This is a genomic window from Hymenobacter gummosus, assembly GCF_003970915.1.
Taxonomy (GTDB): Bacteria; Bacteroidota; Bacteroidia; order Cytophagales; family Hymenobacteraceae; genus Solirubrum; species Solirubrum gummosum.
In genome coordinates this window covers 127,045-151,084 of sequence record NZ_RXOF01000002.1, presented here as the reverse complement: position 1 = coordinate 151,084, position 24,040 = coordinate 127,045, and the positions used below count along the sequence as shown (strand labels likewise).

Sequence of the window (24,040 nt, the reverse complement as noted above, 5' to 3'; positions counted from 1 at the left end):
GGAGCCAAGTGCGTTGCTGAATCTACGCAACGGCTGGCTTTTCTCCCAAGACCCTAAGCCCCCAAGTACCTTAGATCCTAGTTCAATTCCTTAACGGCCTGGGTCAGCTTGGGCAGCACCTCGAACACGTCGCCCACGATGCCGTAGTCAGCGGCCTTGAAGAAGGGCGCCTCGGGGTCCTTGTTGATAACCACGATAACCTTCGACGAGTTGACGCCGGCCAGGTGCTGGATGGCGCCCGAAATGCCGCAGGCAATATACAGGTTCGGCGACACGGTAATGCCCGTCTGCCCCACGTGCTCGTGGTGAGGGCGCCAGTCTACGTCCGACACCGGCTTGGAGCAGGCCGTAGCCGCCCCCAGCGCCTTGGCCAGGTCCTCGATGAGGTGCCAGTTTTCCGGGCCCTTCATGCCGCGGCCACCCGATACCACCTTGTCGGCCTCGGGCAGCAGGATGCCGCCGGCCTGGTCCTGCATAATCACCTGCTTCGGCGCGTCGGCGAAGTCGGCGTCCGACAGCTGGGCCGAGAAGCTTTCCACCTGGGCCGTCTGGCCGCCGTTGTGCTGGGCTTCGATGCTGTTTTTCTTGACGGCAATGATTTTCCGCTCGCCCGACAGCACCACGTCGGCGAAGGCCTTGCCCGAGAAGGCGCCGCGCTTCACCGTGAACTGGCCGCCGTCGGTTTTGGGCAGCTCCACCACGTTGGTGGCCAAGGAAGCCTTCAGGCGCACCGCCAGGCGCGAGCCCACCGAGGCGCCGATATTCGAGTTAGCCAGCACGATTACCTTGGCCTGCTCCTTATCGGCAGCGGCGGCAATCAGCTTGGTGTAGGCCCCGTTGACGAAATCCTTCAGGCGCGGCTCGTTGTCGAACAGCACCTTCGAGATGCCCTGCTCGCCGAGCTGGGCCAGGTTGGCTTCGGTGGCTTCGCCCACGGCCACGGCCGTAGCCGTGGTGCCGAGCATCTGGGCCACCTGCGCGCCGTACGACGCTACTTCCAGCGAAGATTTTTTCACTTCGCCCTTATCGCATTCTACTACTACGAGAACAGACATGGTTCTGCAATTAAGAATTAACAATCAATAATTAAGAATTGAATCAACGTGATGCTCAAGCAGTCAAGTCAATTATTCATTCTTAATTATTAATTATTAATTGGTTCTTAGATGACTTTGGCTTCGTTGCGCAGCAGCTTGATCAGCTCGCCGGCGTTGGCGGCGTCGATGAGCTTCACGCCCTGCTTTTTGGGCGGCAGCTGGTACTCGGCCACGGCGGTGGCGGCGCCTTCGCCCACGGCTTCCACTACTTTCAGCGGCTTGGTGCGGGCCGTCATGATGCCGCGCATGTTCGGGATGCGGGGCTCGCACATCGGCTGCTGGCAGGAGGCCACGAAGGGCGTATTCACCTCCACGATTTCCTTGCCGCCTTCGATTTCGCGCTCCAGCGTGGCGGTGTTGCCGCTCATGTCCAGCTTCATGGCCGGGGCCACCGTGGGGATGCCGAGCAGCTCGCCCACCATGCCGTGCACCTGGAAGCCGTTGTAGTCGATGCTTTCCTTGCCCATCAGGATGACGTCGTAGCCGCCTTCCTTGGCGTAGTGGGCAATCTGCTGGGCCACAAACCAGGCGTCCTTCGGGGCGGCGTTGACGCGGATGGCGTCGTCGGCGCCGATGGCCAGGGCCTTGCGGATGTTGGGTTCGGTATCGGCTTCGCCCACGTTGAGCACGGTCACCGTCCCGCTGCCCTGGGCTTCTTTCAGCTCAATGGCGCGAGTGAGTGCATACTCATCCCAGGGGTTGATGACGAACTGCACGCCCGCCTTGTTGAATTCTTTATTATCCGGGGTAAACGTGATTTTGGTCGTTGTGTCCGGGACGTTGCTGATGCAAACGAGGAACTTCATCAGATCTGCTTATGGGTCAGAAGATGCGGGCAATGCCCTAATTTCGGGCCGAAGATACTGGAAAATCCCGCCGATGGAAACCTCCCCGAGCCGCCTTGAGCAACTGCTCACCTTTTATAAAGAAGACCCCAACGACGCCTTTACCGTGTACGCCCTGGCCACCGAGTACCGCTCGGCCGGCGACCTGGACACGGCCTGGCGCTACTACCAGAAACTCCTGACGGAACACGCTGATTACGTGGGCACTTACTACCACGCCGGCAAGCTTCGGCAAGAGCAAGGCCACCTCGATGAGGCCGAAAACATCTTGCGTACGGGCCTCACGGTGGCCCGCAAAGCCGGGCAGATGCACGCCGCCGCCGAGCTGCAGGGCGCCCTCAATAACGTGCTCGGCCTGGACTACGAGGACGACTAAAAAATATTCGGCACGCCTAACAAAAAGGTAACCGACGGGGTGTCGGCGGCTTGACCTTACTGGTGGCCGCGCCCTGAAACCGGTTCGTATCGTGTCGAGGCCCGCGCGACGTGTCGCAGGCGGATGGCACCCAGCAATCCGGCGAGTGGCATTGCTATCCGGCGAGCTGGTCGACTACGTCGACCTTCGGTTCGCGGCGCTCTGCATGACGTTTTGCTGGAGTTGAATTCAAATCTGTGTCCATGAGAGTGTTGCTCGTCGAGGACGAACCAAAGGTATCGGCCTTTATCCGCAAGGGCCTGGAAGAGGAGCACTTCGACGTGGAAGTGGCCTACGATGGCACGTTCGGCGCGCGGCTGGCCCTGGCCCACACCTTCGATTTGATTATCCTGGACGTGATTCTGCCCGGCATGAGCGGTTTTGAGGTGCTCAAGCTCATCCGGCAGCGCGACCAGCAGGTGCCCGTGCTCATGCTCACGGCCCTGGGTACCACCACCGACAAGCTGGAAGGCTTCAACGCCGGCGCCGACGACTACCTGGTGAAGCCCTTCGACTTTCCGGAGCTGCTGGCCCGGGTGCGGGCCCTCACTCGCCGCCGCGGCCACGTGGTGAAGGGGGCCACCCTCACCCTGGCCGACCTCACCCTCGACACGGCCGCCAAAACCGTCACGCGCGCCGGGCAGCCCCTCAAGCTCACCGCCCGCGAATTCACCCTGCTGGAGCTGCTGCTGCGCAACCAGGGCCGGGTGCTCAGCCGGGCCGAAATAGCCGAGCACAGCTGGGAAGACTCCTTCGACGCGGGCTCCAACGTCATCGACGTGTACGTGAACTACCTGCGCAACAAAGTCGACAAGCCCTTTCCCACCAAGCTGATCCACACCGTGGTGGGCATGGGCTACGTGATGCGGGAGGACGAGCGGTGAAATGGTGAAATGGTGAAATGGTGAAATAGCATAGTTCTACTACAACCGGATGGTTATGCTTTCCCGAATCTTTGCGTACCGTTCGCGCCTTCCGGACATTAACTCACCATTTCACCAATCACCATCTCACCGCCCATGACCATCCGCAACCGTCTGACGCTGTTGTTTGTGGGCTTGGTGGGCGTGATTCTGCTGGGGGCGCTGTCGGCCACCCTGCTCATCCACGCCGACTACACCAACGAGCAGTTCAACGACCGGCTGCGCGACCGGGCCGACGTGACGGGCTACATCTTTCTGGAGCGCGACGAAATGCGCGCCGCCGCCTTTCGCGACTTTCAGCGGCGCTTTATGCAGACGCTGCCCAACGAGGTGCTGCAGGTGTACGACTCGAAGATGCAGCCCCGGTTTATTGAGGAAGACGAGCGGGTGCAGGTATCCGACGAGCTGCTGGCGCGCATTGTGGCCCAGAAGGAGGTATTCTTCACGCTGGGGCCGCGGCAGGCCGTGGGCATTTTTTACCGCGACAACCAGGGCGAGTTTGTCATCGTGGCGGCGGCGGAAAACGCCTCCGGCAAGGCCCGCACCGAGTACATGACCTTTTCGCTGGTGGCCGTGTTCGTCATCAGCCTGCTGCTGACCTACGGGGCCGGGCGCCTGTTTGCGGGCCGGGCCCTGAGCCCGATTTCGGCCATCAACGACCAAGTGGAAGGCATTACCGCCCGCGACCTGCACCTGCGCCTCGACGAGGGACAGGAAGAGAAACCCGACGAAATTTCGCGCCTGGCCCGCACCTTCAACCGCATGCTGCAGCGCTTGGAAGACTCGTTTGAGGGTCAGGGCACCTTCGTGCGCAACGCCTCCCACGAGCTGCGCACCCCGCTCACGGCCACCATTGGCGAGCTGCAGGTGCTGCTGGCCCGCGAGCGGGACGCCCCCGCCTACCGCGAGGCGCTGGGCTCGGTGCTGGCCGAGCTGCAGCAGTTCCGGCTGCTGGTAAACAACCTGCTGGAGCTGGCCCAGAACGACACGGTGGAGTTGCCCCAGACCGAGGAAGTGCGCCTCGACGAGCTGGTGTGGGAAGTGCGCGACGGGCTGCCCGCCGAGCAGCGCCGCCGCGTGCAGGTGCAGCTCGGCCAGCTGCCCGACGACGCCGAGCAGCTGGTGGTGCGCGGCAGCCGGTCCCTGCTGCTGCGGGCGGTGAGCAACCTGGTGGAAAACGCCCTGAAATACTCGCCCGATGAACTGTCGGTGGAGCTGCACCTCGACTACCAGGCCCCGCACACGCTCCGTCTGCAGGTGCTCGACCGCGGCATCGGCATTGCCGACAAGGACTACGCCCGCCTGTTTCAGCCCTTTTTCCGCGGCGACAACTCGCGCCACGTGGTGGGGCACGGCGTGGGCCTGCCGCTGGCCCGCAACATCATTGGGCGGCACGGGGGGCAGCTGGAGCTGCGGCCGCGGCCGGGCGGCGGCACGGCGGCCGAGGTGCGGTTTGAACGAACAAGTTGAGCAGGCCGGCCAGGTTAGGTGTGCGGGAGCAGCCAGCGGTTGCGGACGAAAATATGTACGCCGGGTGCTAAGCCTGAAATTGATTTTTGACGCAGTAAACAAGGTTTTTAGGAAAATATTCCGGTTCTAATCCGTCTCTAATGCACCTCTAATACCCCCCTAATACCCCCGCGGTACACTTGCATTGTCAACTCACCAGACGACAATGTTCCGCTTCCCGCTCCAACTTCTTTCCATGGCCGCCGGCCTGCTGCTGACGGCCGCCGCCGCCCGCGCCGCCGCACCTGGCCCGGCCGCCGCGGCCGATACCGTCCGCCTCGACCTCGGGCAGGCCGAGCGGCAGTTCGTCGATGGCAACTTCGCCGTGCTGGCCCAGCGCTACAACGTGTCGGCCGCGGAGGCGCAGATTCTGCAGGCCCGGCTCTGGGACAACCCTACCATCAGCTGGGAGCAGAATACCTACAACCCGCAGACGCGCCGCTACTTCGACGTGACCAAGCAGGGCAACACCATCATCCAGGTGCAGCAGCTCTTCGCCATTGCCGGCCGCCGCAAGGCTGCCGCGGCCGTGGCCCAGCAAAACGCCCTGGCCGAGCAGTACAACCTGCAGGACCTCTTGCGTACGCTGCGCTACCAGCTGCGCACCACCTTCTACGATTTGTACTTCAAGCAGCAGAGCCTGAAGGTGTACGACCGACAGATCGGCGAATTTCGCCGCACCATCGGGCTGTATGAGCAGCAGCTGCAGAAGGGCAACATCGCGCTCAAGGACGTGGTGCGCCTCAAGGCCTTCCTCTTCGACCTGGAAACCGAGCGGCAAACCCTGCTGCGCGACATAACCCAGGATCAGGCCGACCTGCACGTGCTGCTGCGCGACGAAACCAGCTCCTACCTGGTGCCCCAGGCCTCGGTAGCGGCCATCCGGGCCCTTTCGCTGAGCCAGGTGCCCGGCGAAACCGCCCTAGCCGACTCAGCCCAGACCTACCGCGCCGACGTGAAGGCCCGGCAGGCCGAAGTGCAGCAGCAGCAGGCCAACCTGCGCCTGCAGCACGCCTTGGCCACCCCCGACCTGGCCGTGGGTTACGTGTACGACCGCGCCGGCAACTACATCCAGAACTACAACGCCCTGACCCTGGGCGTGGCCGTGCCCATCTTCAACCGCAACCAGGGCAACATCCGCACGGCCAAGGTGCAGGTGGAAGGCAGCCGGGCGGTGCTGTCGCAGCAGCAGCTGCAGGTGCGTCAGGACGTGTTTCAGGCCTACACGCTGGCCCGGCAGGCCGAAGAGCTGTCGGCCACCACCGACCGCAACACCAGTGACTTCGACAAGCTCATCGACGGCATCGAGCGCAGCTACGCCCAGCGCAACATCACCATCGTGGAGTTTCTCGACTTCTACGAGAGCTACAAGGAGAACCTGCTCCAGCGCAATGAGCGCAGCAACAACCGCATCCGCGCCTACGAGCAGCTCAACTACGCCGTCGGCCGCCCGGTGCTGACGCCGCAGTAGAACAACGAAGAACGTCATGCAGAGCGCAGCGAAGCATCTCGCGTGCTCACTTTCAGATAGTAACTCAATGATTGGAATTACTATCCGACGAGATGTCTCGACAAGCTCGACATGACGACCTGGTGTGGGCCACTTGCTTCCGCCAACCCCAAACACTCCTCAGTCTTTCAACCGCCAGCGCCCCGCCGCGCCCCTCACCAGTACCGCCATGCTCCGCGCTTCCCGTCCCCTTTCCGCCCTGCTGCTGCCGCTGGCCGCCGCGGGCCTGCTCAGCAGCTGCACCGATTCCGACGCCAATCCCGCGGCCGAGGACACCCAGCCCTTCGCCCTCTCCGACACGATGATGAAGGACATCCGCCTCGATACCGTCCGGGCCGAGCCGGTGCGCGACGAGCTGACGCTGTCGGGGCAGATTACCTCGAACGGCGACAAAACCGTGCAGGTGTTTCCGCTGGTGGGCGGCGTGGTGGAACGGCTCAACGTGGAGCTGGGCGACCATGTGCAGAAGGGCCAGGTGCTGGCCGTTATCCGCTCGGGCGAAATTGCTGATTTGCAGAACCAGAGCGCCACGGCCGGCACCGACCTCGACATTGCCCGCAAAAACCTGGCAGTGGCCGAAGACCAGTTCCAGTCGGGCCTGGCTTCGGAGCGCGAGGTGACGCTGGCCCGCAAGGAGCTGCAAAAGGCCCAGAGCAACGTGGGCAAGTCGCGCAAGCAGCTGAGCGTGTACGGCGTGTCGGCCGACGGCACCTACACGCTGCGGGCCCCGATTTCGGGCTTTATCACGGAGAAGAACGTGACCGACCACATGCAGTTCAACGCCGACAACGTGCAGAACCTGTTCACCGTGTCGAACCTCGACGACGTGTGGATTATGGCCAACGTGTTTGAGTCGGACATTACCAAGGTGAAGGAGGGCTACCAGGCCGACGTGACCACGCTGGCCTACCCCGACAAGCACTTCCAGGGCCGCATCGACAAGGTGTTCAACGTGCTCGACCCGCAGGCCAAGGTGATGAAAGTGCGCGTGCGCCTCGCCAACCCCGGTTACCTGCTCAAGCCCGAAATGCTGGCCCGCATCAACGTGCTCAACACCGAGGACGCCCGGATGCTGGCCGTGCCCTCGGAGTCGGTGATTTTCGACAAGGACCGCAACTACGTGATGGTGTACCGCGACCGGAAAAACGTGGAAACCCGCGAGGTAAAAATCGACAAAACCGTGGGCGACGTGAGCTACGTGGCCTCGGGCCTGAAAGCGGGCGACGTCATCATCGCCAAGAATCAGCTGCTCGTGTACGACGAGCTGAACGATTAGTGGGGTCTTGGGGGCTTAGGGTCTTAGGAGCTTGGTGGACGTTCCGATGGTCTGCCAGCATCCGGTGTGCCCTTACTGCCTCCATCAGGCAGGCCGCGTTAGGCCGCCAGCACGACAACCAAGACCCCAAGCCCCTAAGCTCCCAAGACCCTACCAATGAACAAGTTCATCCAGGGCATCATTGCCTTTTCGCTTAAAAACCGCGGCTTCGTCTTTCTGATGACGGCGGTGGCCATCGTGGCCGGGGTGGTGAGCTACCGCAACACGCCCATCGAAGCGTTTCCGGACGTCACCAACACCGAAATTACCATCATCACCCAGTGGCCCGGCCGCTCGGCCGAGGAGATTGAGAAGTTCGTGACGGCGCCGATTGAAATTGCGCTGAACCCGGTGCAGAAGAAGACCTCGGTGCGCAGCACTTCGCTCTTCGGCCTGTCGGTGGTGAAGGTGATTTTCGACGACGGCGTGGAGGATTTCTTCGCCCGGCAGCAAGTGAACAACCTGCTGGCCGACGTGGACCTGCCCGACGGCATCGACCCGGAGGTGCAGCCGCCCTACGGCCCCACCGGCGAAATCCACCGCTACACCATCGAGGGCCAGGGCAAGACGGTGCGCGAGCTGAAAACCATCCAGGACTGGGTGATTGAGCGCAACCTGAAAGCCGTGCCCGGCGTGGCCGACGTTAACTCCTTCGGCGGCGAGGTGAAGAGCTACGAAATCAGCGTGGACCCCACCAAGCTGCAAACCTTCGGCATCACCCCGCTCGACGTGTACAACGCCGTGCAGCGCTCGAACATCAACGTGGGCGGCGACGTCATCAACGAGGGCCAGCAGAACTTCGTGGTGCGCGGCATCGGGCTGCTGAACAACATAGCTGACATCAACAACACGGTCATCAAGAACGTGAACGGGGCCCCGATTCTGATCAAGAACGTGGCCGCCGTGCAGGAATCGGCGCTGCCGCGGCTGGGCAAGGTGGGCCGCGGGCTGGAGGACGATAAGGTGGAAGGCATCGTGGTGATGCGCAAGGGCGAAAACCCCTCCGAAGTCATTGCCCGCCTGCAGGACAAGGTGCAGGAGCTAAACGAGAAGATTCTGCCCCCGGGCGTGCAGATCAAGACCTTCTACGACCGGCAGCAGCTCATCGACTTCTCGACCGAAACGGTCATTCACAACCTGCTCGAAGGCATTGTGCTGGTGACAGTTATCGTGTTCCTGTTCATGGCCGACTGGCGTACCACCGTCATCGTGTCGGTGATTATCCCGCTGGCCCTGCTCTTCGCCTTTATCTGCCTGCGCCTCAAGGGCATGTCGGCCAACCTGCTGAGCATGGGTGCCATCGACTTCGGTATCATCATCGACGGGGCGGTGGTGATGGTGGAAGGGCTCTTCGTGGCCCTCGACCACGAGGCGCACCGCAAGGGCATGGAGCGGTTCAACAAGCTGGCCAAGCTGGGCCTGATCAAGAAAACCGGCCGCGACATGGGCAAGGCCATCTTCTTCTCCAAGGCCATCATCATCACCGCCCTGCTGCCCATTTTCTCCTTCGAAAAAGTGGAGGGCAAGATGTTCTCGCCCCTGGCCTGGACGCTCGGCTTCGCCCTGCTCGGCGCCCTCATCTTCACCTTGACCTTGGTGCCGGTGCTGGCCAGCATACTGCTCAAGAAGAACGTGGTGGAGAAGGACAACTTCTTCGTGCGGGCCATTAACCGCGGCTCCCAGCGCTTCTTCCGCTTCACCTACGCCCGCAAAACCGTCAGCCTGCTCATTGCTACCATCGTGGTGGCCGGCGGCCTGGGCGCCTTCAAGTTCCTAGGCTCGGAGTTTCTGCCGGAGCTGAACGAGGGCTCCATCTACGTGCGGGCCCAGCTGCCGCTGAGCATCGGGTTGGACGAGTCGAACAAGCTCTGCAATGAGATGCGCCGGGTGTTCCTCTCCTTCCCCGAAGTGTCGGACGTGGTGAGCCAGACCGGCCGGCCCAACGACGGCACCGACCCGACGGGCTTCTACAACAACGAGTTCCTGGTGCAGATCAAGCACACCAAGGAGGTGCAAAGCAAGATGAAATCGGCCGCCTACCGCGAGCAGCTCATCGAGCACATGAAAGCGAAGCTGGGCCGCTTCCCCGGCGTGGACTTCAACTTCTCCCAGCCCATCATGGACAACGTGGAGGAGGCCGCCTCGGGCGTGAAAGGCTCCATTGCCGTCAAAATCTACGGCACCGACCTCAAGCTGATGGAGGAAAAAGGCCGCGAGGTGTACGCCGTGCTCAAGCGCATTAAGGGCATTGACGATTTGGGCGCCCTGCGCAACATCGGGCAGCCCGAACTGCACGTGGAGCTGGACGAGAACAAGATGGCCAGCTACGGCGTGGACAAAGCTGACGCCAACGCGGTGCTGGAAATGGCCGTGGGCGGCAAGCAGGCCACCCAGCTCTACGAGGGCGAGCGGAAATTCCCCATCCGCGTCCGCTACGAAGAGCAGTACCGCCAGACGCCCGCCCAGATCAGCCAGCTGATGGTGCCCACGCAGGCCGGCAAGACCATCCCGATTTCGGAAATAGCCACCATCGGCCCCGTTACCGGCCCCTCGCTCATCTACCGCGACGACAACAAGCGCTTCGCCGCCGTCAAGTTCAGCATCCGGGGCCGCGACATGGGCTCGACCATCGAGGAGGCGCAGCAGAAGGTGGCCGCAGCCGTGCACCTGCCCAAGGGCTACACCATGAAGTGGACCGGCGACTTCGAGAACCAGCGCCGCGCCACCCAGCGCCTCACGCAGGTGGTGCCCATCTCGCTCGGGCTGATTTTCTTCATCCTGTTCATTCTTTTCGGCAGCCTCAAGGACGCCGGGCTGGTGCTGCTGAACGTGCCCTTCGCCATCATCGGTGGCGTGGCCTCCCTCCTGCTCACGCACACCAACTTCAGCATCTCCGCCGGTATCGGCTTCATCGCACTGTTCGGTATCTGCATTCAGAACGGGGTGATTCTCATCTCCGTGTTCAAGCAGAACATGCTGCAGAAAATGAGCCTCGACCGCAGCATCTACGAAGGCGTCACCTCCCGGGTGCGCCCCGTGGTAATGACCGCCCTGATGGCCACCATCGGCCTGCTCCCGGCCGCGCTGAGCACCGGCATCGGCTCGGAGACGTCCAAGCCCCTGGCCATCGTGGTTATCGGCGGCCTCGTCACCGGCACCCTGCTGACCCTGTTCATCTTCCCCTTGATTTTCGAGCGCGCCTACCGCGCCGAACACAGTAAATACGGTTCGCAACCCGATCAGGCTCCGGCCACGCACGGGAAGCTGGCCGCCGTGTAAGTCGGCAAAAAACCTCTTAAGTTTTGGTGAGAGAAAAGCCCGTCGCGTTTCGCGGCGGGTTTTCTGTTTTACCCCAATTGGCGGATAACCGCGCCGGGGCAAGTAGCAATACAACTCAACCGGAGGTCAGCGAGGCTAAAGTCGTACTACCGCTGTTGTTGCCCGCGCCGCGCGCCGTCGGTACCGTGGCCCGCGTCGACCACAGCCGGCCCGGCGGCAACCCCCGGCGCACCGAGCCGGTACATAAACCCACAACCAAACCCGCTCGCTTCCCATGAATCAGCACCCCAACCGCCGCCCGGACGAGTACGACGACCGGAACCGCAACCAGCCTAACCGCCACGATGACCGCCGCCCCCACGACCGGTTCGGCGACAACTACGAGCCGCGCCGCAACTGGCGCGAGCCGGACCGCGACGAGCGGCGCCAGTTCGACAGTCCCTGGGACCAGCCGCACCGCGGCCCGGCCGATGAGCGCCGCCGCCAGCAGGAAGACGACGACCGTCGCCGCGGCTTCAGCAACTACGGCGACTACGGCGGCTCCGAACGGGGCCGGGGCTACGGCCCGGGCCGCCCGGGCAGCGGCGGCGCCGACTACGCCCGCGGCAACGACGACCGCCGCCGCTCCGACGACGAGCCCGGCTTCCGGCCCAATGCTACCTCCGGCTTCATCCGCGATGAGCAGCAGCGCCGCGGCAACTACACCCAGCGCGACTACGACAACCCGCGCCGCCGCGGCTACGACGACGCCCGCAACCTGCCCCGCGGCGACTTCGACCGCAGCTCCTCGGACCGCCGCCCGGCGGACCGCTTCTACGAAAACTACCGCGACGATTTCACCCGCCGCCCCGAGCGCCGCGACGACAATGACTCCGGCCGCCAGGGCCGCCGCGAGGCGGACCATAACGAGCCCCGCCGCCGCTACGACGGCAGCAACCGCGACGGCGCCCGCTCCGATTACGGCTACGGCGACGATTACAGCAGCTCGCTCTACGACCCCAACAGCCGCAACAGCGCCTTCCGCCGCCACGACGAGGACTCCGACCGCTCGGCGCGCCGCCCGCAATCCGACCGCGGCCGCCGCTGGTCGGATACGCCCGACCTCGACAACCAGCCCCGCCGCTAAGGGCGCGGGCAACCGCCTAAGCCGCCGCTGAAAGGGCGGCCACCAGATGATCTGGTGGCCGCCCTGTTGGCTTCATCGCCCCACGGCAGCCGCGGCGCCAACAGGCAGCCACTTACCGTTGCGGCTCAGGCAACTACCGCTTTACTTCCCGCATAATCGGTGGTATATTATACCTATCTGCAACCCACCCCCCCTCGATTATGGACCCTATGACCGACCAGCAGGCCCGCACCTTCGTCAAGCAGTGGCTGGATGAGCACCCCGACCGGTTGCACAACCGCCGCACCGACCCCGAGCAGCTGCAGCACTGGCAGGACTCGGCCGTGGCGCGCCTGCGCACCGGCATTCCCGACGATGCCGAGTTCATCCTGCGCCGCTTCGCCACCAAGACGGAAACGCACTCGATGCAGTAAGGCCAACGCGGCCAGCCGCCGCAGCGGCAACCCTGCCTGGGGTTGCCGCTGCGGCGGTTTTTTTCGTAGCCCTGGCTGGTTCAGGAAACGTCCGGCGGCCTGCTCAGACTGCTCAGCCGCTCTTGCGGGCTGCTCCGGCGGTTGCTTGCTGGTAATGGCCCTGCTTGTACCGGTGCCCCTTATGCCAGGCCGGGGCTTTTGCCAGACTCACCGCCAGTACCGGCTCCAGCTCTGCCCGGTGAGCATTGCCCCACTGCTCCATTACCTCAATAACCGGCAGCAGGGACTCGCCCAGCTGGGTAAGCTGGTATTCTACCCGGGGCGGCAGCTCGGGAAAGATGGTTTTGCTGATCAGCCCGTGGTGCTCCATCTCCGCCAGCTGCACGTTGAGCACGCGCCGGGTAGCCCCCGGGATGCTGCGCTGCATGGCGCTGGGCCGTACAATGCCGTGCGCAATGCCAAAGAGCAGCGTGGATTTCCATTTGCCGTGCAGCACTTCTTTCGTGAGCACGGAGCCGCAACTCAGCGTGTTGGCAATCTTTTTCTGATACATCAGGGTGGCTGGTTAGGGCAAAGGTATGCCCGCGGGGAACGGGGACTAAAACCGCCCTAGGGGCGAAAAGTATCGGTAGCCGAATAAATTCTCCGTTCTTGACCGGCCCCGCCTCCCCGTCGGAAGTTTGCCCCATCATCAAGGCACGCTGCTTGTCAGGGTGCCACTCAGCAACTTCATGAAAAGATTAGCGGACAAAGTCGCCCTGGTGACGGGCGGCAGTCGGGGAATCGGGGCCGGCATCGTGCGGGCGTTGGTGGCGGAGGGCGCCCGGGTAGCCTTCACGTATTTGCAAGCCACGGAGCAGGCGCAGGCGCTGGTGACGGACATCGAGCGAGCGGGCGGCAGCGCCCTGGCGCTACAAGCCGACACGGCCCAGCCCGCCCAGGTGCAAGCGGCCCTGCGCACGATTGTCGGCCACTTTGGCCGGCTCGATATCCTGGTCAACAACGCCGGCATCAATCTGGTCAGCCCCGTCGACGAGGCGGCCCCCGACGAGGAAGCGCTGGCCCAGCTGTGGCGGGTCAATACCTGGGGGACGGCCCAGACCGTGCGGGCCGCCTTGCCGCACCTGTCGGCCGGGGGCCGCATCATCACCATCGGTTCGCTGGCCAATATTCGTACTCCCTTTCCCGGCCTCGGCGACTACGCGGCCAGCAAGGGCGCGCTGGCCGCTTATACCCGGGCCTGGGCGCGCGACCTGGCTCCGCGGCGCATCACCGTCAACATTCTCCAGCCCGGCCTCATCGAAACCGATATGACGGCGGCGGCTACGGACCTGCGCCAACTCATTCCGCTGGAGCGGTTTGGCACCGCGCAGGAAGTGGGCGAAGTGGTAGCCTTCCTGGCCAGCGACGCGGCCCGCTACATCACCGGCGCCACCCTGAACGTGGACGGCGGCCTGTCTATCTGAGCCCGCGGCTTTGCGGGCGCTCCGCGTGTACGCAAAGACTACGGGGCCGCACCAGCCGGCTGGCGCGGCCCCGAACGCACGGGCAATGCCGCAACCGTGGCGGCCGGCCCGGCCCGGGCCGCTACGGTTGTTTTTTATCCTCGTAGTTCTGGAAGGTGTACAGGAAGCCCAACGACAGCGTCTGGCTGCCCTGAATGCGCGCGTCCTGGTCCCGGTCGTAGAGGGCAATGCCGGTCAGGGCCACGTTGATGTAGCGGTTGACCTTGGCCGTGAGGGCCAGCTCCAGGCGGTGGTCGATGTTCTTAAAGGCCAGCTCCTGGTAGTTGGCAAAGAGCAGGTAGCGGCCCTTCAGGTTCACGTTCTGCATGATTTCCTTGTCGAACTCGGCCAATACCTGCACGGCCAGCCACTCGCGGCGCAACTCCCGCGGCGGCTGCACGCCGTAGGGCTCGGCCCCCACGGAAGTCAGAAACCGCTCCGGCCGGTTGACGAAGGTGAAGCGCGGCGCGAAGGGCGACAGGCGCACCTTAAAATAGGTGGTGGGGTGGTACTCGAAGCCGTAGGCCGCCGTGAGAAAGGCCGGCGCAAACCACGACGATACCAGCCGGGCCTGCTCGTTGCCGTTGGCGTCCTTGCCGTACTCGTAGCCGGGCGCAAACTGCGTGAGCAGGTTCAGCGAGGCAAACATGTCCCAGTCGCCGCTGATGCTGTAGCCGTACTTGGTGTCGAGAAACAGGCGGTCGAGGTTTTTGCGGTAGCCCTGGCCCTTGCTGTTGGCAAAGGCGAACAGCAAATCGGCCTGGTTGTCCCAGCTGTGCTTCTCGCGGCGGTAGTTGGCCTGGGCGTTGAGCAACGCATTCAACCCCAGGAAGCTCACGCCCCCGCCCTTCCAGTTGTCCGACAGCAGTGCCTGACTCACGTTGAGCGAACCTTTGAACTTGGTCTTCCAGGGCGACACCGTATCGGCCGGGGCCGCGGCGGCTACGGCCGGGGCGGGCGTCTGGGCCTGCGCGGTGCCCAGGCCAGCCAACATCAGCAGGCTAAGGTAGTAGTGTTTCATGCCGTGCAAAGGAAAAGCAGACTGGCCGGTATGCGAAACCGGGAGCAATGAAAAGGTTACGCCAAAGTGCTATTTTCTTAGAAAAGAACAATTAATATCCGGCTCGTTGCCTTGATTTCTAAGTTAATTCTTTCCGACGGTCAATTAATGAACGTCAACGGGCTGCCAACTGTCGGAAGGATATGCGTACGACCATCCTGCTGACCGGCGCCCTGTTTGCGGCTGCCACCGGCCGCACCTTGGCCCAGTCCCCCGTCACCGACCCGACCTACAACGAGGACGCGCCCTTCGTGCGCAACATCCGCCCCGACCGCCCCGGCCAGACCGTGACGACCAGCATGCTGCGGCCCGGCCAGTTTCAGGTGGAGCTGGGCTCCCAGCGGCAGCTCGGCAGCGGGGCCCGCACCCTGTCCTCGGGCCTGCTGCGGGTGGGCTTCTTCAACCACATGGAGCTGCGCCTGACGCAGGGCTACCAGCACCTGGGCCCGCGCGTGCTCGGCTCCGACGCCGCCGCGCCCGCCCCGGCCGGCCTGGCCCCGCTGACCGTGGGCGCCAAGTGGCTGGCCTCCACCCACCAGGACGCCCGCTCGCAGGTGGTATTTCTCACGGAGCTGACCCTGCCCAAAACCGGCGACCAGTCGATGCACCTGGCCAAGCCCGTGGCTTCGGCCCGCGCCCTGGTGTCGCAGCAGATCGGGCAGCGCTTCGGCGTCGAAACCAACCTGGGCTTCACGCAGAGCGGGTTCCGCGCCGCCGATACCAAGCAGGGGCAGTTCCTGTACACGCTGGCACTGAACGGGCCGCTGGTCGGCAAGTTTGGCTTCTTCACCGAGGCGTACGGCTTCGGGCGGCAGGGCTTCACCCACGGCGGCACGCTGGGCCTGAACTGGCGGCCGCTGCCGGGCCTGCGCGTGGATGTCAGTGCGGGTCAGAGCCTTACGGGGCAGCGCGGCACTACCATCAGCGGGGGGGTGAGCGTACGGCTGCCCCACTAGGCCGGGCCGTGGGCGGGGTGATGTGAGCGGCTCACATCTTCGTGTGATTGTGGGCGGAATCCAGACAACCTAGTTTTGTCACATTCAAACGCCGCTTCATCCAACCCCCAACATGACCACAACCCTACTCCGCTTCCTGCTGCTGCTGGCCCTGCTGCTCCTCGGCCACGCCGCCGTCCGGGCCCAGTCGGTGCCCGCCGAGCGGCCCAACCAGACCGTTACCGGCTTCGGCGACCCGGAGCCCATGGACCCGCGCTACGCCCAGGCCGCCGAGGTAAGCGAGCTAAAAGCCCAGGTGCAGAATCTGCTGCAGGCCTACGACCAGCTGGTCACGCGCTACAACGTGCAGAGCGCCAAGCTGCAGGAGCTGGAGCAGAAGCAACCGGCCACCGCCCCGGTGATGACGCCGGCCGGCCGCAACCGCGCCCTGCGCGCCAACGCCCTGACGGGCAGCTTCTAAACTCTTCTGCTCAACAACGCGAAGGGCGCCCGGACCAGCTGGTCCGGGCGCCCTTCTTGCTGCTGGCGGAGCTTATTTGCGCGGGTCGACGGCGGCCAGCACGGTGGTCCAGTCGGCGTCCTTGCGGGCTTTCTGGGCGGCAGCGTCGGCTTTCAGGCGCTCGGCCAGATCGGGGGCGGCGGTGCTGATGGACTTCACGTTCAGCTTTACGGGCACTGCGCTGGCGTTGGGCCGAATCAGGTAGTACTCCTGGTGGCTCAGAATCTGGTTGTCCGGGTCGCCGACGCCGGTGCGGGAGCCGGCGCGCAGGGTTTTCACGTAGCGCTTCACCAGGGTGTATTGCCCCTGGTGCAGCACCTCCACGTACTCGTGGCGTTGCTGGGGGTCGTAGGCTTCCACGAAGCGGCGGAACACGCGCTTGCGGGCCGGAGTGGTCAGGGTGGCCGGCTCTTCCAGCTCAAACTGGGCCAGCAGGTTGTCGTTGAGCTGCAGGGAATCCTGCGGACGGCTGTCGACGCGCATCAGGATGCGCCCGTTCAGCACGTCGTACTTCAAGGACATCGGGTCGAACGGGGCGTTGTTGGTCATAACCAGGCGGGCCGGTAGCCAGCGCGCATCGGCGTAGGGCGAGCCTTTCACCCCAATCATGGCCCCCATGGGCTTGGCCATCATCAGGTATTGGTTGGTGTTATAAGCCAGGCCGTTGCCGGGTTGCCCACCGTGCAGGGACTGTACTTCGTTGATGGGCACGCCCTGGGCCAGCACCGCCGGCGCGGGCAGCAACAGCAGCAGTAACGGGAGAATCTGTTTGCGCATAGCACGGATAAAGTTGAGTGAAACCGCCCCTAAGATAAGCAAGCGGCTCGACGCCGAGAAACCGGCCAGCGGGCCTGATTAGCTGCCGCCGTGCCCTCAACTCCGCCCCGCTGGGCTGCGTTTACCCATCAGTATCATTTTCCGCTTCCCTACTCGCCATGCCTTTTCCTGTGGTTTTTCGCCCGGTATTGCTCCTTCCGCTGCTACTGGCTGCCTGCCAAACGGGCGTCTCGCCTTCGGCCCCGGGCACGCCCAACACGCCGCCGGCCCCGCTGCGCAACACCCGCTGGGTGCTGCAGCAGCTCGGCACCGAACGCATTACGCTGCCCGAAAACAGCCGGGAGCTGGATTTGCTGCTGGCTTCCGACCAGCCCCAGGCCCGCGGCAACGCCGGCTGCAACCGTTTCTCGGGCAGCTTCGAGCAGCCCACCCCCGAGCAGCTGCGCTTCGGCCCGTTGCTGACCACCAAGATGGCCTGCCCCGCGCTGGAGCTGGAAGGCCGCTACCTCACGGCTTTGAAAGCCGCGGCCTACTACCGCATCAGCGGCGACACCCTGCGGCTGTACCCCGGCCCGCCGACCGACACCGCTCCGCTGGCCCGCTTGGTGGCCGTATACACCCAATAAAAGCCAATCGGCCGCCGCACCCAGCAGGGTACGGCGGCCGATTGGCTTTGCGCCGGTCGGCTTACTTACCGGCTTCGGCGGCCCGCAGGGCCTCCACGGCGTCCTGCTCGGTCTTGATGTTGCGCTTGGTTTGGCCCAGGGCTGCCAGCGTGGGGGCGGCGCCGGCCAAGGACTTCTGGCTAAGCTTCACCTCCACGGCCGAGCCGTCGGGGCGGCGCAGGTAGTACTCCGAGCGGTCCACCAGCTCGTCGAAGCGGCGGTCGGCGGCGTACCCGCCCTGATAGTTTGCCTTCACCATCACTTTACGGGGCAGCTTGAGCAGCGCGTGGCCGCTGGTGCCCTGGTAAAGCACTTCCACGAAGGCGGCCTTTTTTTCCGCGTCGGGGGCGCTGGCGAAGGGCACGAACAGGCGCTCGGGCTGGCCGGGCACGGCGGGCAGCAGCGTAAACTCGCTCATGCGGGTCACGTCGAGCCACACCGAATCTTTTTTACCCGCGTAGGGCTGCACCACCAGCACCCGGCGGTACACGTCGTAGCGGGCGGGGGCGCCCACCAGCTCCCGCTTGTCGGCCAGCTTCACTTTGGCCGGCGTCCAACCTTTCTGCAGGTAGGGCGTGCCCACGAGTCCGTCGTAGCGGTGGTCGAAGGTATTGTAGGCCTGAAATTCGCCCGGGGTAATGTTGGTCTTGTTGAAGTTCTGCTGCTGGGCCGGCGCGCTGGTTTGCTGGGCCAGGGCGGGCAGGGTCAGCAGGCACGCGCCAGCTAGTAGGGCGCCTCGCAAGGGACGGGAGAAACGCTTAGTCATGGGAGTCAACGAAATGATATACGTCGCAAAATACGAATAGCGCCGCACATACGCGGGCCGCGCCGACTTAACGCCGACGCGGCTCGTCGTTGTATCCGGCACCAGCTTAATTCAGCGTCAATACCAGGTCGTCGGCGTTGACCAGCGTCCCCTCGCTCAGGTTTACCGTCTGCACCAGCGCGTCGGCCGGGGCGGTGATGGTGGTTTCCATCTTCATGGCCTCGATGATGAACAGCGGGGTGTTGCGCTTCACCTTCTGCCCGTCGGCCACCAGCACTTTCGACAGCAGGCCCTGCAGCGGGGCCCCGATCTGCCGGGTGTTGCCCTTATCCACCTTGGGGTTCGACACCGTCTTGACTTCCACCGACTTGTCGCGGATTTCCAGGTTGCGCGTCTGCCCGTTCAGGGTGAAGAAGATGGTGCGGCAGCCGTCGTCGTTGACCTGCCCGATGGACTGCAGGCGCACGATGATGCTCTTGCCGCGGGCAATGTCGATGATGGTTTCCTCGCCCGGCTTCAGGCCGTAGAAAAACACCCGCGTGGGCACCACCGACACGTCGCCGTACTGCTGCAGGTGCGACCAGTACTGCTCAAACACCTTCGGGTACAGCAGCCACGACAGCAGATCGGTGAAGCGCGCCCCCGGCCCGAATTTCTCCTGGAACCGGCTCCACTCCTGCTCGAAGTCGATGGGCTTGAGGTGCTCGTTGGGGCGGTCCTTGAAGGGCTTTTCGTCCTTGAGGATGATGCGCTGCAGCTTCTTGGGCCAGCCGCCCTCGGGCTGCCCGATGTCGCCGCGGAACAGCTCCCGCACCGATTCGGGGAAGTCGATGGTGTCGCCCTTGGTCATGACGTCCTCGGTCGTGAGGTTGTTCGACACCAGGAACAGGGCCATGTCGCCCACGACTTTCGAGGAAGGCGTCACCTTCACGATGTCGCCGAAGAGCTGGTTCACCTCGGCGAAGGTCTTCTTGATCAGCTCAAACTTGTCGAGCAACCCCAGCGCGGCGGCCTGGGGGCGCAGGTTGGAGTACTGCCCGCCCGGAATTTCGTGCTGGAACACCTCCGAGGTGCCCGCTTTCAGCCCCGACTCGAAGGGGTAGTAATAGTCGCGCACCGTCTCGAAGTAGTTCGAGAATTCGTTCAGGCTCAGCTGGTTGAATTCCTGGTGCCGCTCGGTGCCGCGCAGCATTTCCACTACCGCGTTGAAGTTCGGCTGCGACGTGAGGCCCGACAACGAGCCCAATGCCACGTCAATAACGTCGACGCCGGCTTCCACGGCTTTCAGGTAGGTAGCGGCCTGCAGGCTGCTGGTATCGTGGGTGTGCAGGTGCACCGGGAGCTTCACGGTGGCGCGCAGAGCCGTCACCAGCTCGGCGGCGGCGTAGGGCTTCAGCAGCCCGGCCATGTCCTTGATGCAGAGGATGTGGGCGCCGGCGTCTTCGATTTGCTTGGCCAGGCGCAGGTAGTAGTCGAGGTTGTATTTCTTGTTGCGCTGGGTGTCCAAGATGTCGCCGGTGTAGCAGATGGCGGCTTCGGCCAGGCCCTGGGTTTTGTTGCGCACGAAGGCTATGCAGGACTCCATGCCCGGCATCCAGTTCAGGGAATCGAAGATGCGGAACACGTCGACGCCGGTTTCCCAGGCCTGCTGCACGAACCGCTCCGTGAGGTTATCCGGGTAAGCCTTGTAGCCCACGCCGTTGGCCCCGCGGATGAGCATTTGCAAGAGGATGTTCGGAATGGCTTCGCGCAGCTTGGCCAGCCGGTCCCAGGGGTCTTCGTGCAGGAAGCGCAGAGCTACGTCGAAGGTGGCGCCGCCCCACACTTCCATGGAGAAGGTTTGCGGGTGCAGGCGGGCGTAGCGGTCGGCCACCTTCAGCATGTCGAAGGTGCGCATGCGGGTGGCCAGCAGGCTCTGGTGGGCGTCGCGGAAGGTGGTATCGGTGTAGTGGATGGGCTTTTCGGCCCGCAGCCAGGCGGCAAAACCGTCGGGGCCCAGCTCGGTCAGCCGCTGCTTGGTGCCGGCGGGTACCGCCAGGCCCGGCTCGCAGTGCGGCAGCTGGGGCTTGGGCAGCTCCCGCTTCGGGTCCACGTGGCCCTTCACGTCGGGGTTGCCGTTCACAATCAGGTCGCCCAGGAACTCCAGCAGGCGGGTGCCGCGGTCCAGGCGCAGCTTGAACTTGAACAGCTCCTGGTGGTCCTTGATGAAGTCCACGTTGGCCTGCCCGGCCACGAACACCGGGTGCTGGATGATGTTCTGCAGAAACTGGATGTTGGTGCGCACCCCGCGTACCCGGAATTCGTCCAAGGTCCGCTGCATCTTCTGGGCCGCCCCTTCCAGCGTGGGCGCGTGGGCCGATACCTTCACCAGCAAGGAGTCGAAGAAGGGCGAAATTTTCACGCCCTGGTACACCGAGCCCTGGTCCAGCCGGATGCCGAAGCCGCCGGCCGAGCGGTAGGCCACGATGGTGCCGTAGTCGGGCTTGAAGTCGTTTTCGGGGTCCTCGGTGGTGATGCGGCACTGAATGGCGTAGCCGATTTTCAGCGGCTTCTGCTCGCCCAGCCCGATTTCGGGGTCCGACAAATGCCGCCCATCGGCAATGTGCAGCTGGGTTTTGATCAGGTCGACGCCCGTAATCATCTCCGTCACGGTGTGCTCCACCTGGATGCGCGGGTTTACCTCGATGAAGTAGATGCGGTCCTCGGCGGGGTTCACCAGGAATTCGACCGTGCCCACGTTGTTGTAGCCCACGGCCCGGCCCAGGCGCAGCGAATACTCATACAGCAGGTGCCGCATGTGGTCGGGCAAATTCAGCGAGGGCGCCACTTCCACCACTTTCTGGTAGCGGCGCTGCACCGAGCAGTCCCGCTCGTAGAGGTGCATGATGTTGCCGTGGTTGTCGGCCACCAGCTGCACCTCGATGTGCTTGGGCCGCTCCACGAACTTCTCCAGGAACACCGTATCGTCGCCAAAGGCCTTCTTGGCCTCGTTGCGGGCCTCGAAGAAGCCTTTTTCCAGCTGCTCATCGTCGCGGATGACGCGCATGCCGCGCCCGCCGCCGCCGGCCGCCGCCTTCAGCATCACCGGGTAGCCGATCTTGTGGGCTTCGGCCTTGGCTACTTCAAACGAGGTCAGGTCCTTTTCGCTGCTCTGGATGATGGGCACCTGGCAGCGCACGGCTACTTCCTTGGCCCGCACCTTATCGCCGAGGGCTTCCATCACCTCCGGGCGGGGCCCCACGAAGGTGATGCCCTCCTCGCCGCAGCGCCGGGCAAACGTGGCGTTTTCCGACAGGAAGCCGTAGCCGGGGTGAATGGCGTCGACGCCGTTCTGCTTGGCCACCCGCAGGATTTCCTCGATGTCGAGGTAGGGCTTCAGAGGGTCCTCGTCGCGGCCGATCTGGTAGGCTTCGTCGGCCTTGTAGCGGTGCAGGGAGTAGCGGTCCTCGTAGGTGTACATGGCCACCGTCTGGATGCCCAGCTCGGTGGCCGCGCGCAGCACGCGAATCGCAATTTCACCGCGGTTGGCGACGAGCAGCTTGCGGATGTTCATGGTGAGTGATTGTGGGGTTGGGGAGTCAGGGGTTGCGGTGAAGCTACGCAAAAAGAGCTGCATCTGCCGGGCAAATAGTCGGCATGCCTAATATATTTGCGTCGTTCTTTTATGTTACTCCACCAAGGGCGGGTTGACCTAAAGCGGGTTAGAAGTCGTCGGCAAAATGGCGGCGGAGGGTCATAATTCGGGGGCGCAATAAGGATTTGGCGGCGTGTTGGTTAGCTTTTATTATTGCCGCTAAGCTCATCCGTTCGCCTTGCTCCGCCCCGCTTAGCTATGCTTTTCCGCCGCATCCTTACCGCAACCGCTCTGGCCCTGCTCGGCCTGTCCGCCCGGGCCCAGGACGCCGCCCCCACGGCTTACCTGCTCGTCAATACCGGTGACTGTATCAACTGCTACCTGCAGGTGCACCAGCTGACCGGCGGCCTGCTCCGCTCCCGGCCCGTCACGCTGGTATTCCCGGCCAAGGACCGCAGCTACGCGCCGCGCTTCATCACCGATCAGCTGGATTTGCCGGCCAGCACGCCCTTCGTGGTGTCGGATTCGCTGATCCAGGTGTTCAGCCAGGGAAAGCCGCTGGAATCCAGCGTGGGCGTGCGGCAGGGCAACCAGACGCTGTACTTCTCGCCCCTGAGAAAAGCGGATTTGCCGACCATTCAGCGGCTGCTGCCGGCGGCTCCAGCGCCGTCGGCCAGGCTGGGTAGTACCAAGCCGGCCACTGCAACAGGTCCTTCTCTCCCATCCGGCACGCCGCTTCCGGCGGCTGCCCGGCCGTGGACGGGCTGGGCGCCGGTGCGGCTGGATTCGCTGAACCCGCGCACCTCCAACCACCTGGATCTGAGCGTGACGCCGGAGTTTTTCGCCCTGTACGACTACAACTACGGCGCGGCGACAACGCTGCGCCGGGCCGACGGGCAGGCGCGGGTGTACTCGGCCCGGGTGCTGCCCACGGCCGAGGCCTACCGCCTGTACTTCGGCGACACTGCCGACTACCACGCCCGCCGCCCCCTGATCCGGCTGATGGAAACCAAGGTGCATAAGCCCTCCATCCGGGCCGAGGGCCTGGCCACCAGCGGCGACACGGTGAACGTGCTCTACAGCATTGCCTACCCGGAGCAGAAGGGCCCGAACATCGGTATCGGCGCGAAGTTTCTGCTGGTGCAGTACCTGCACGGCCAGCAGCGGGCCGCCTGGCCCCTGCCCGATGAGTTGGGCCGCCAGTATTACCTCGACCAGACTGGCCCCTTCCGCCTGCGCGGCCGCCGGCTGCTGCTGCCGGTGGGCGGGGAGAAACTGGGGCGCCGTAACCCCGTGTACGCCACGCTGCTGCTAAGCCCGGCCGCGCCGCGCCCGCGCTTTGCCGGTTTCGTACCCTACCAAATGCCACCGTTTTTCCGGCAACACGGCCTGGTGTACGAGTACAACCTGGGCTACCTCGAAGACGAGCTGTTTCACTTCCACTACGCCAACGAGGTGTACGACCTGGGCAGCGGCCGCACCTACCGGTTCGACTACCAGCCCACCTACCAGCAGGACGCGCAGGCCTTCACCGCTTCGGTGTACACGCTGAGCGTGCTGCGCCTGCCCGGGCAGCAGTTTCGGGTGCTGACGGCGCGGCCGGACAGCTTCTACGTGGCCACCGGCCGCGCCGACGCCGGTTCGCTGGTGCGTCTGAGTGCGCCCCGGCCGCTGCGCACGACGCCCGCTGGCAGCTTCAGCAACCTCTGTCTCGGCGCCGACGGCTACGCCTACTACGTCGACAGCAACTTCCGCCTGAGCCGGGAGCGGGTAGAATAGCGGCTAAAAGGGCATTATCAACAAGAG

General features: G+C 64.1%; 20 protein-coding genes. 13 read left to right on the top strand and 7 right to left on the bottom strand.

Annotated elements, in window-relative coordinates:
* Nucleotides 1–77 precede the first annotated feature (77 nt).
* Nucleotides 78–1,055 (bottom strand): electron transfer flavoprotein subunit alpha/FixB family protein, encoded by a 978-nt coding sequence (locus EJV47_RS03930; RefSeq protein WP_126691841.1) that lies wholly within the window; start codon nucleotides 1,053–1,055, stop codon nucleotides 78–80.
* 107 nt (nucleotides 1,056–1,162) lie between these two features.
* Nucleotides 1,163–1,903: an electron transfer flavoprotein subunit beta/FixA family protein gene (locus EJV47_RS03925; protein WP_126691840.1), complete on the bottom strand. Its 741-nt coding sequence runs from the start codon at nucleotides 1,901–1,903 to the stop codon at nucleotides 1,163–1,165.
* A 73-nt stretch (nucleotides 1,904–1,976) separates the two neighbouring features.
* Here EJV47_RS03925 and EJV47_RS03920 point away from each other — a divergent pair, with 73 nt between their 5' ends.
* The 8 genes from EJV47_RS03920 to EJV47_RS03885 all read left to right on the top strand — a co-directional run bounded on the left by EJV47_RS03920 (nucleotide 1,977) and on the right by EJV47_RS03885 (nucleotide 12,432).
* Complete coding sequence (locus EJV47_RS03920; protein WP_126691839.1) at nucleotides 1,977–2,318, top strand: tetratricopeptide repeat protein; 342 nt, start codon at nucleotides 1,977–1,979, stop codon at nucleotides 2,316–2,318.
* Nucleotides 2,319–2,560: 242 nt separating this feature from the next.
* The gene (locus tag EJV47_RS03915) at nucleotides 2,561–3,241 is read left to right on the top strand and encodes a response regulator transcription factor (protein WP_126691838.1); all 681 of its coding nucleotides are present in this window, start codon (nucleotides 2,561–2,563) and stop codon (nucleotides 3,239–3,241) included.
* Nucleotides 3,242–3,376: 135 nt separating this feature from the next.
* The gene (locus tag EJV47_RS03910) at nucleotides 3,377–4,750 is read left to right on the top strand and encodes a sensor histidine kinase (protein ID WP_126691837.1); all 1,374 of its coding nucleotides are present in this window, start codon (nucleotides 3,377–3,379) and stop codon (nucleotides 4,748–4,750) included.
* Between the two features lie 205 nt (nucleotides 4,751–4,955).
* The gene (locus EJV47_RS03905) at nucleotides 4,956–6,260 is read left to right on the top strand and encodes a TolC family protein (protein ID WP_126691836.1); all 1,305 of its coding nucleotides are present in this window, start codon (nucleotides 4,956–4,958) and stop codon (nucleotides 6,258–6,260) included.
* Between the two features lie 208 nt (nucleotides 6,261–6,468).
* On the top strand, nucleotides 6,469–7,575 hold the full coding sequence (locus EJV47_RS03900) for an efflux RND transporter periplasmic adaptor subunit (RefSeq protein ID WP_126691835.1): 1,107 nt from the start codon (nucleotides 6,469–6,471) through the stop codon (nucleotides 7,573–7,575).
* 156 nt (nucleotides 7,576–7,731) lie between these two features.
* Nucleotides 7,732–10,893, top strand: a complete 3,162-nt coding sequence (locus tag EJV47_RS03895) for an efflux RND transporter permease subunit (RefSeq protein ID WP_126691834.1) — start codon at nucleotides 7,732–7,734, stop codon at nucleotides 10,891–10,893.
* A 274-nt stretch (nucleotides 10,894–11,167) separates the two neighbouring features.
* The gene (locus tag EJV47_RS03890) at nucleotides 11,168–12,019 is read left to right on the top strand and encodes a hypothetical protein (protein ID WP_126691833.1); all 852 of its coding nucleotides are present in this window, start codon (nucleotides 11,168–11,170) and stop codon (nucleotides 12,017–12,019) included.
* 200 nt (nucleotides 12,020–12,219) lie between these two features.
* The gene (locus EJV47_RS03885) at nucleotides 12,220–12,432 is read left to right on the top strand and encodes a hypothetical protein (protein ID WP_126691832.1); all 213 of its coding nucleotides are present in this window, start codon (nucleotides 12,220–12,222) and stop codon (nucleotides 12,430–12,432) included.
* Between the two features lie 112 nt (nucleotides 12,433–12,544).
* Here EJV47_RS03885 and EJV47_RS03880 read toward each other — a convergent pair whose 3' ends face one another.
* Nucleotides 12,545–12,985, bottom strand: a complete 441-nt coding sequence (locus EJV47_RS03880; protein WP_126691831.1) for a winged helix-turn-helix transcriptional regulator — start codon at nucleotides 12,983–12,985, stop codon at nucleotides 12,545–12,547.
* A gap of 178 nt (nucleotides 12,986–13,163) precedes the next feature.
* Between EJV47_RS03880 and EJV47_RS03875 the strand changes: the two genes are divergently transcribed.
* Complete coding sequence (locus EJV47_RS03875; protein ID WP_126691830.1) at nucleotides 13,164–13,898, top strand: SDR family NAD(P)-dependent oxidoreductase; 735 nt, start codon at nucleotides 13,164–13,166, stop codon at nucleotides 13,896–13,898.
* Between the two features lie 121 nt (nucleotides 13,899–14,019).
* On the opposite strand, the gene EJV47_RS03870 is transcribed toward EJV47_RS03875, so the two are convergent.
* Nucleotides 14,020–14,958 (bottom strand): DUF3078 domain-containing protein, encoded by a 939-nt coding sequence (locus EJV47_RS03870; RefSeq protein WP_243650997.1) that lies wholly within the window; start codon nucleotides 14,956–14,958, stop codon nucleotides 14,020–14,022.
* Between the two features lie 182 nt (nucleotides 14,959–15,140).
* On the opposite strand from EJV47_RS03870, the gene EJV47_RS03865 reads away from it, so the two are divergent.
* Complete coding sequence (locus EJV47_RS03865; RefSeq protein WP_126691829.1) at nucleotides 15,141–15,953, top strand: transporter; 813 nt, start codon at nucleotides 15,141–15,143, stop codon at nucleotides 15,951–15,953.
* 112 nt (nucleotides 15,954–16,065) lie between these two features.
* Nucleotides 16,066–16,413 (top strand): hypothetical protein, encoded by a 348-nt coding sequence (locus EJV47_RS03860; protein WP_126691828.1) that lies wholly within the window; start codon nucleotides 16,066–16,068, stop codon nucleotides 16,411–16,413.
* 72 nt (nucleotides 16,414–16,485) lie between these two features.
* Here EJV47_RS03860 and EJV47_RS03855 read toward each other — a convergent pair whose 3' ends face one another.
* A complete protein-coding gene (locus EJV47_RS03855) occupies nucleotides 16,486–17,229 on the bottom strand; it encodes a hypothetical protein (RefSeq protein ID WP_126691827.1) in 744 nt (247 codons plus the stop codon).
* 158 nt (nucleotides 17,230–17,387) lie between these two features.
* Here EJV47_RS03855 and EJV47_RS03850 point away from each other — a divergent pair, with 158 nt between their 5' ends.
* Nucleotides 17,388–17,855 (top strand): META domain-containing protein, encoded by a 468-nt coding sequence (locus tag EJV47_RS03850; RefSeq protein WP_126691826.1) that lies wholly within the window; start codon nucleotides 17,388–17,390, stop codon nucleotides 17,853–17,855.
* A 61-nt stretch (nucleotides 17,856–17,916) separates the two neighbouring features.
* On the opposite strand, the gene EJV47_RS03845 is transcribed toward EJV47_RS03850, so the two are convergent.
* Both EJV47_RS03845 and EJV47_RS03840 read right to left on the bottom strand, forming a co-directional pair.
* Nucleotides 17,917–18,660 carry a hypothetical protein gene (locus EJV47_RS03845; protein WP_126691825.1) on the bottom strand — a complete coding sequence of 248 codons (744 nt, stop codon included), beginning with the start codon at nucleotides 18,658–18,660 and terminating at the stop codon, nucleotides 17,917–17,919.
* 106 nt (nucleotides 18,661–18,766) lie between these two features.
* A complete protein-coding gene (locus EJV47_RS03840) occupies nucleotides 18,767–22,213 on the bottom strand; it encodes a pyruvate carboxylase (RefSeq protein ID WP_126691824.1) in 3,447 nt (1,148 codons plus the stop codon).
* A 279-nt stretch (nucleotides 22,214–22,492) separates the two neighbouring features.
* Here EJV47_RS03840 and EJV47_RS03835 point away from each other — a divergent pair, with 279 nt between their 5' ends.
* Nucleotides 22,493–24,013: a hypothetical protein gene (locus tag EJV47_RS03835; RefSeq protein WP_126691823.1), complete on the top strand. Its 1,521-nt coding sequence runs from the start codon at nucleotides 22,493–22,495 to the stop codon at nucleotides 24,011–24,013.
* The last annotated feature ends 27 nt before the right edge of the window (nucleotides 24,014–24,040 follow it).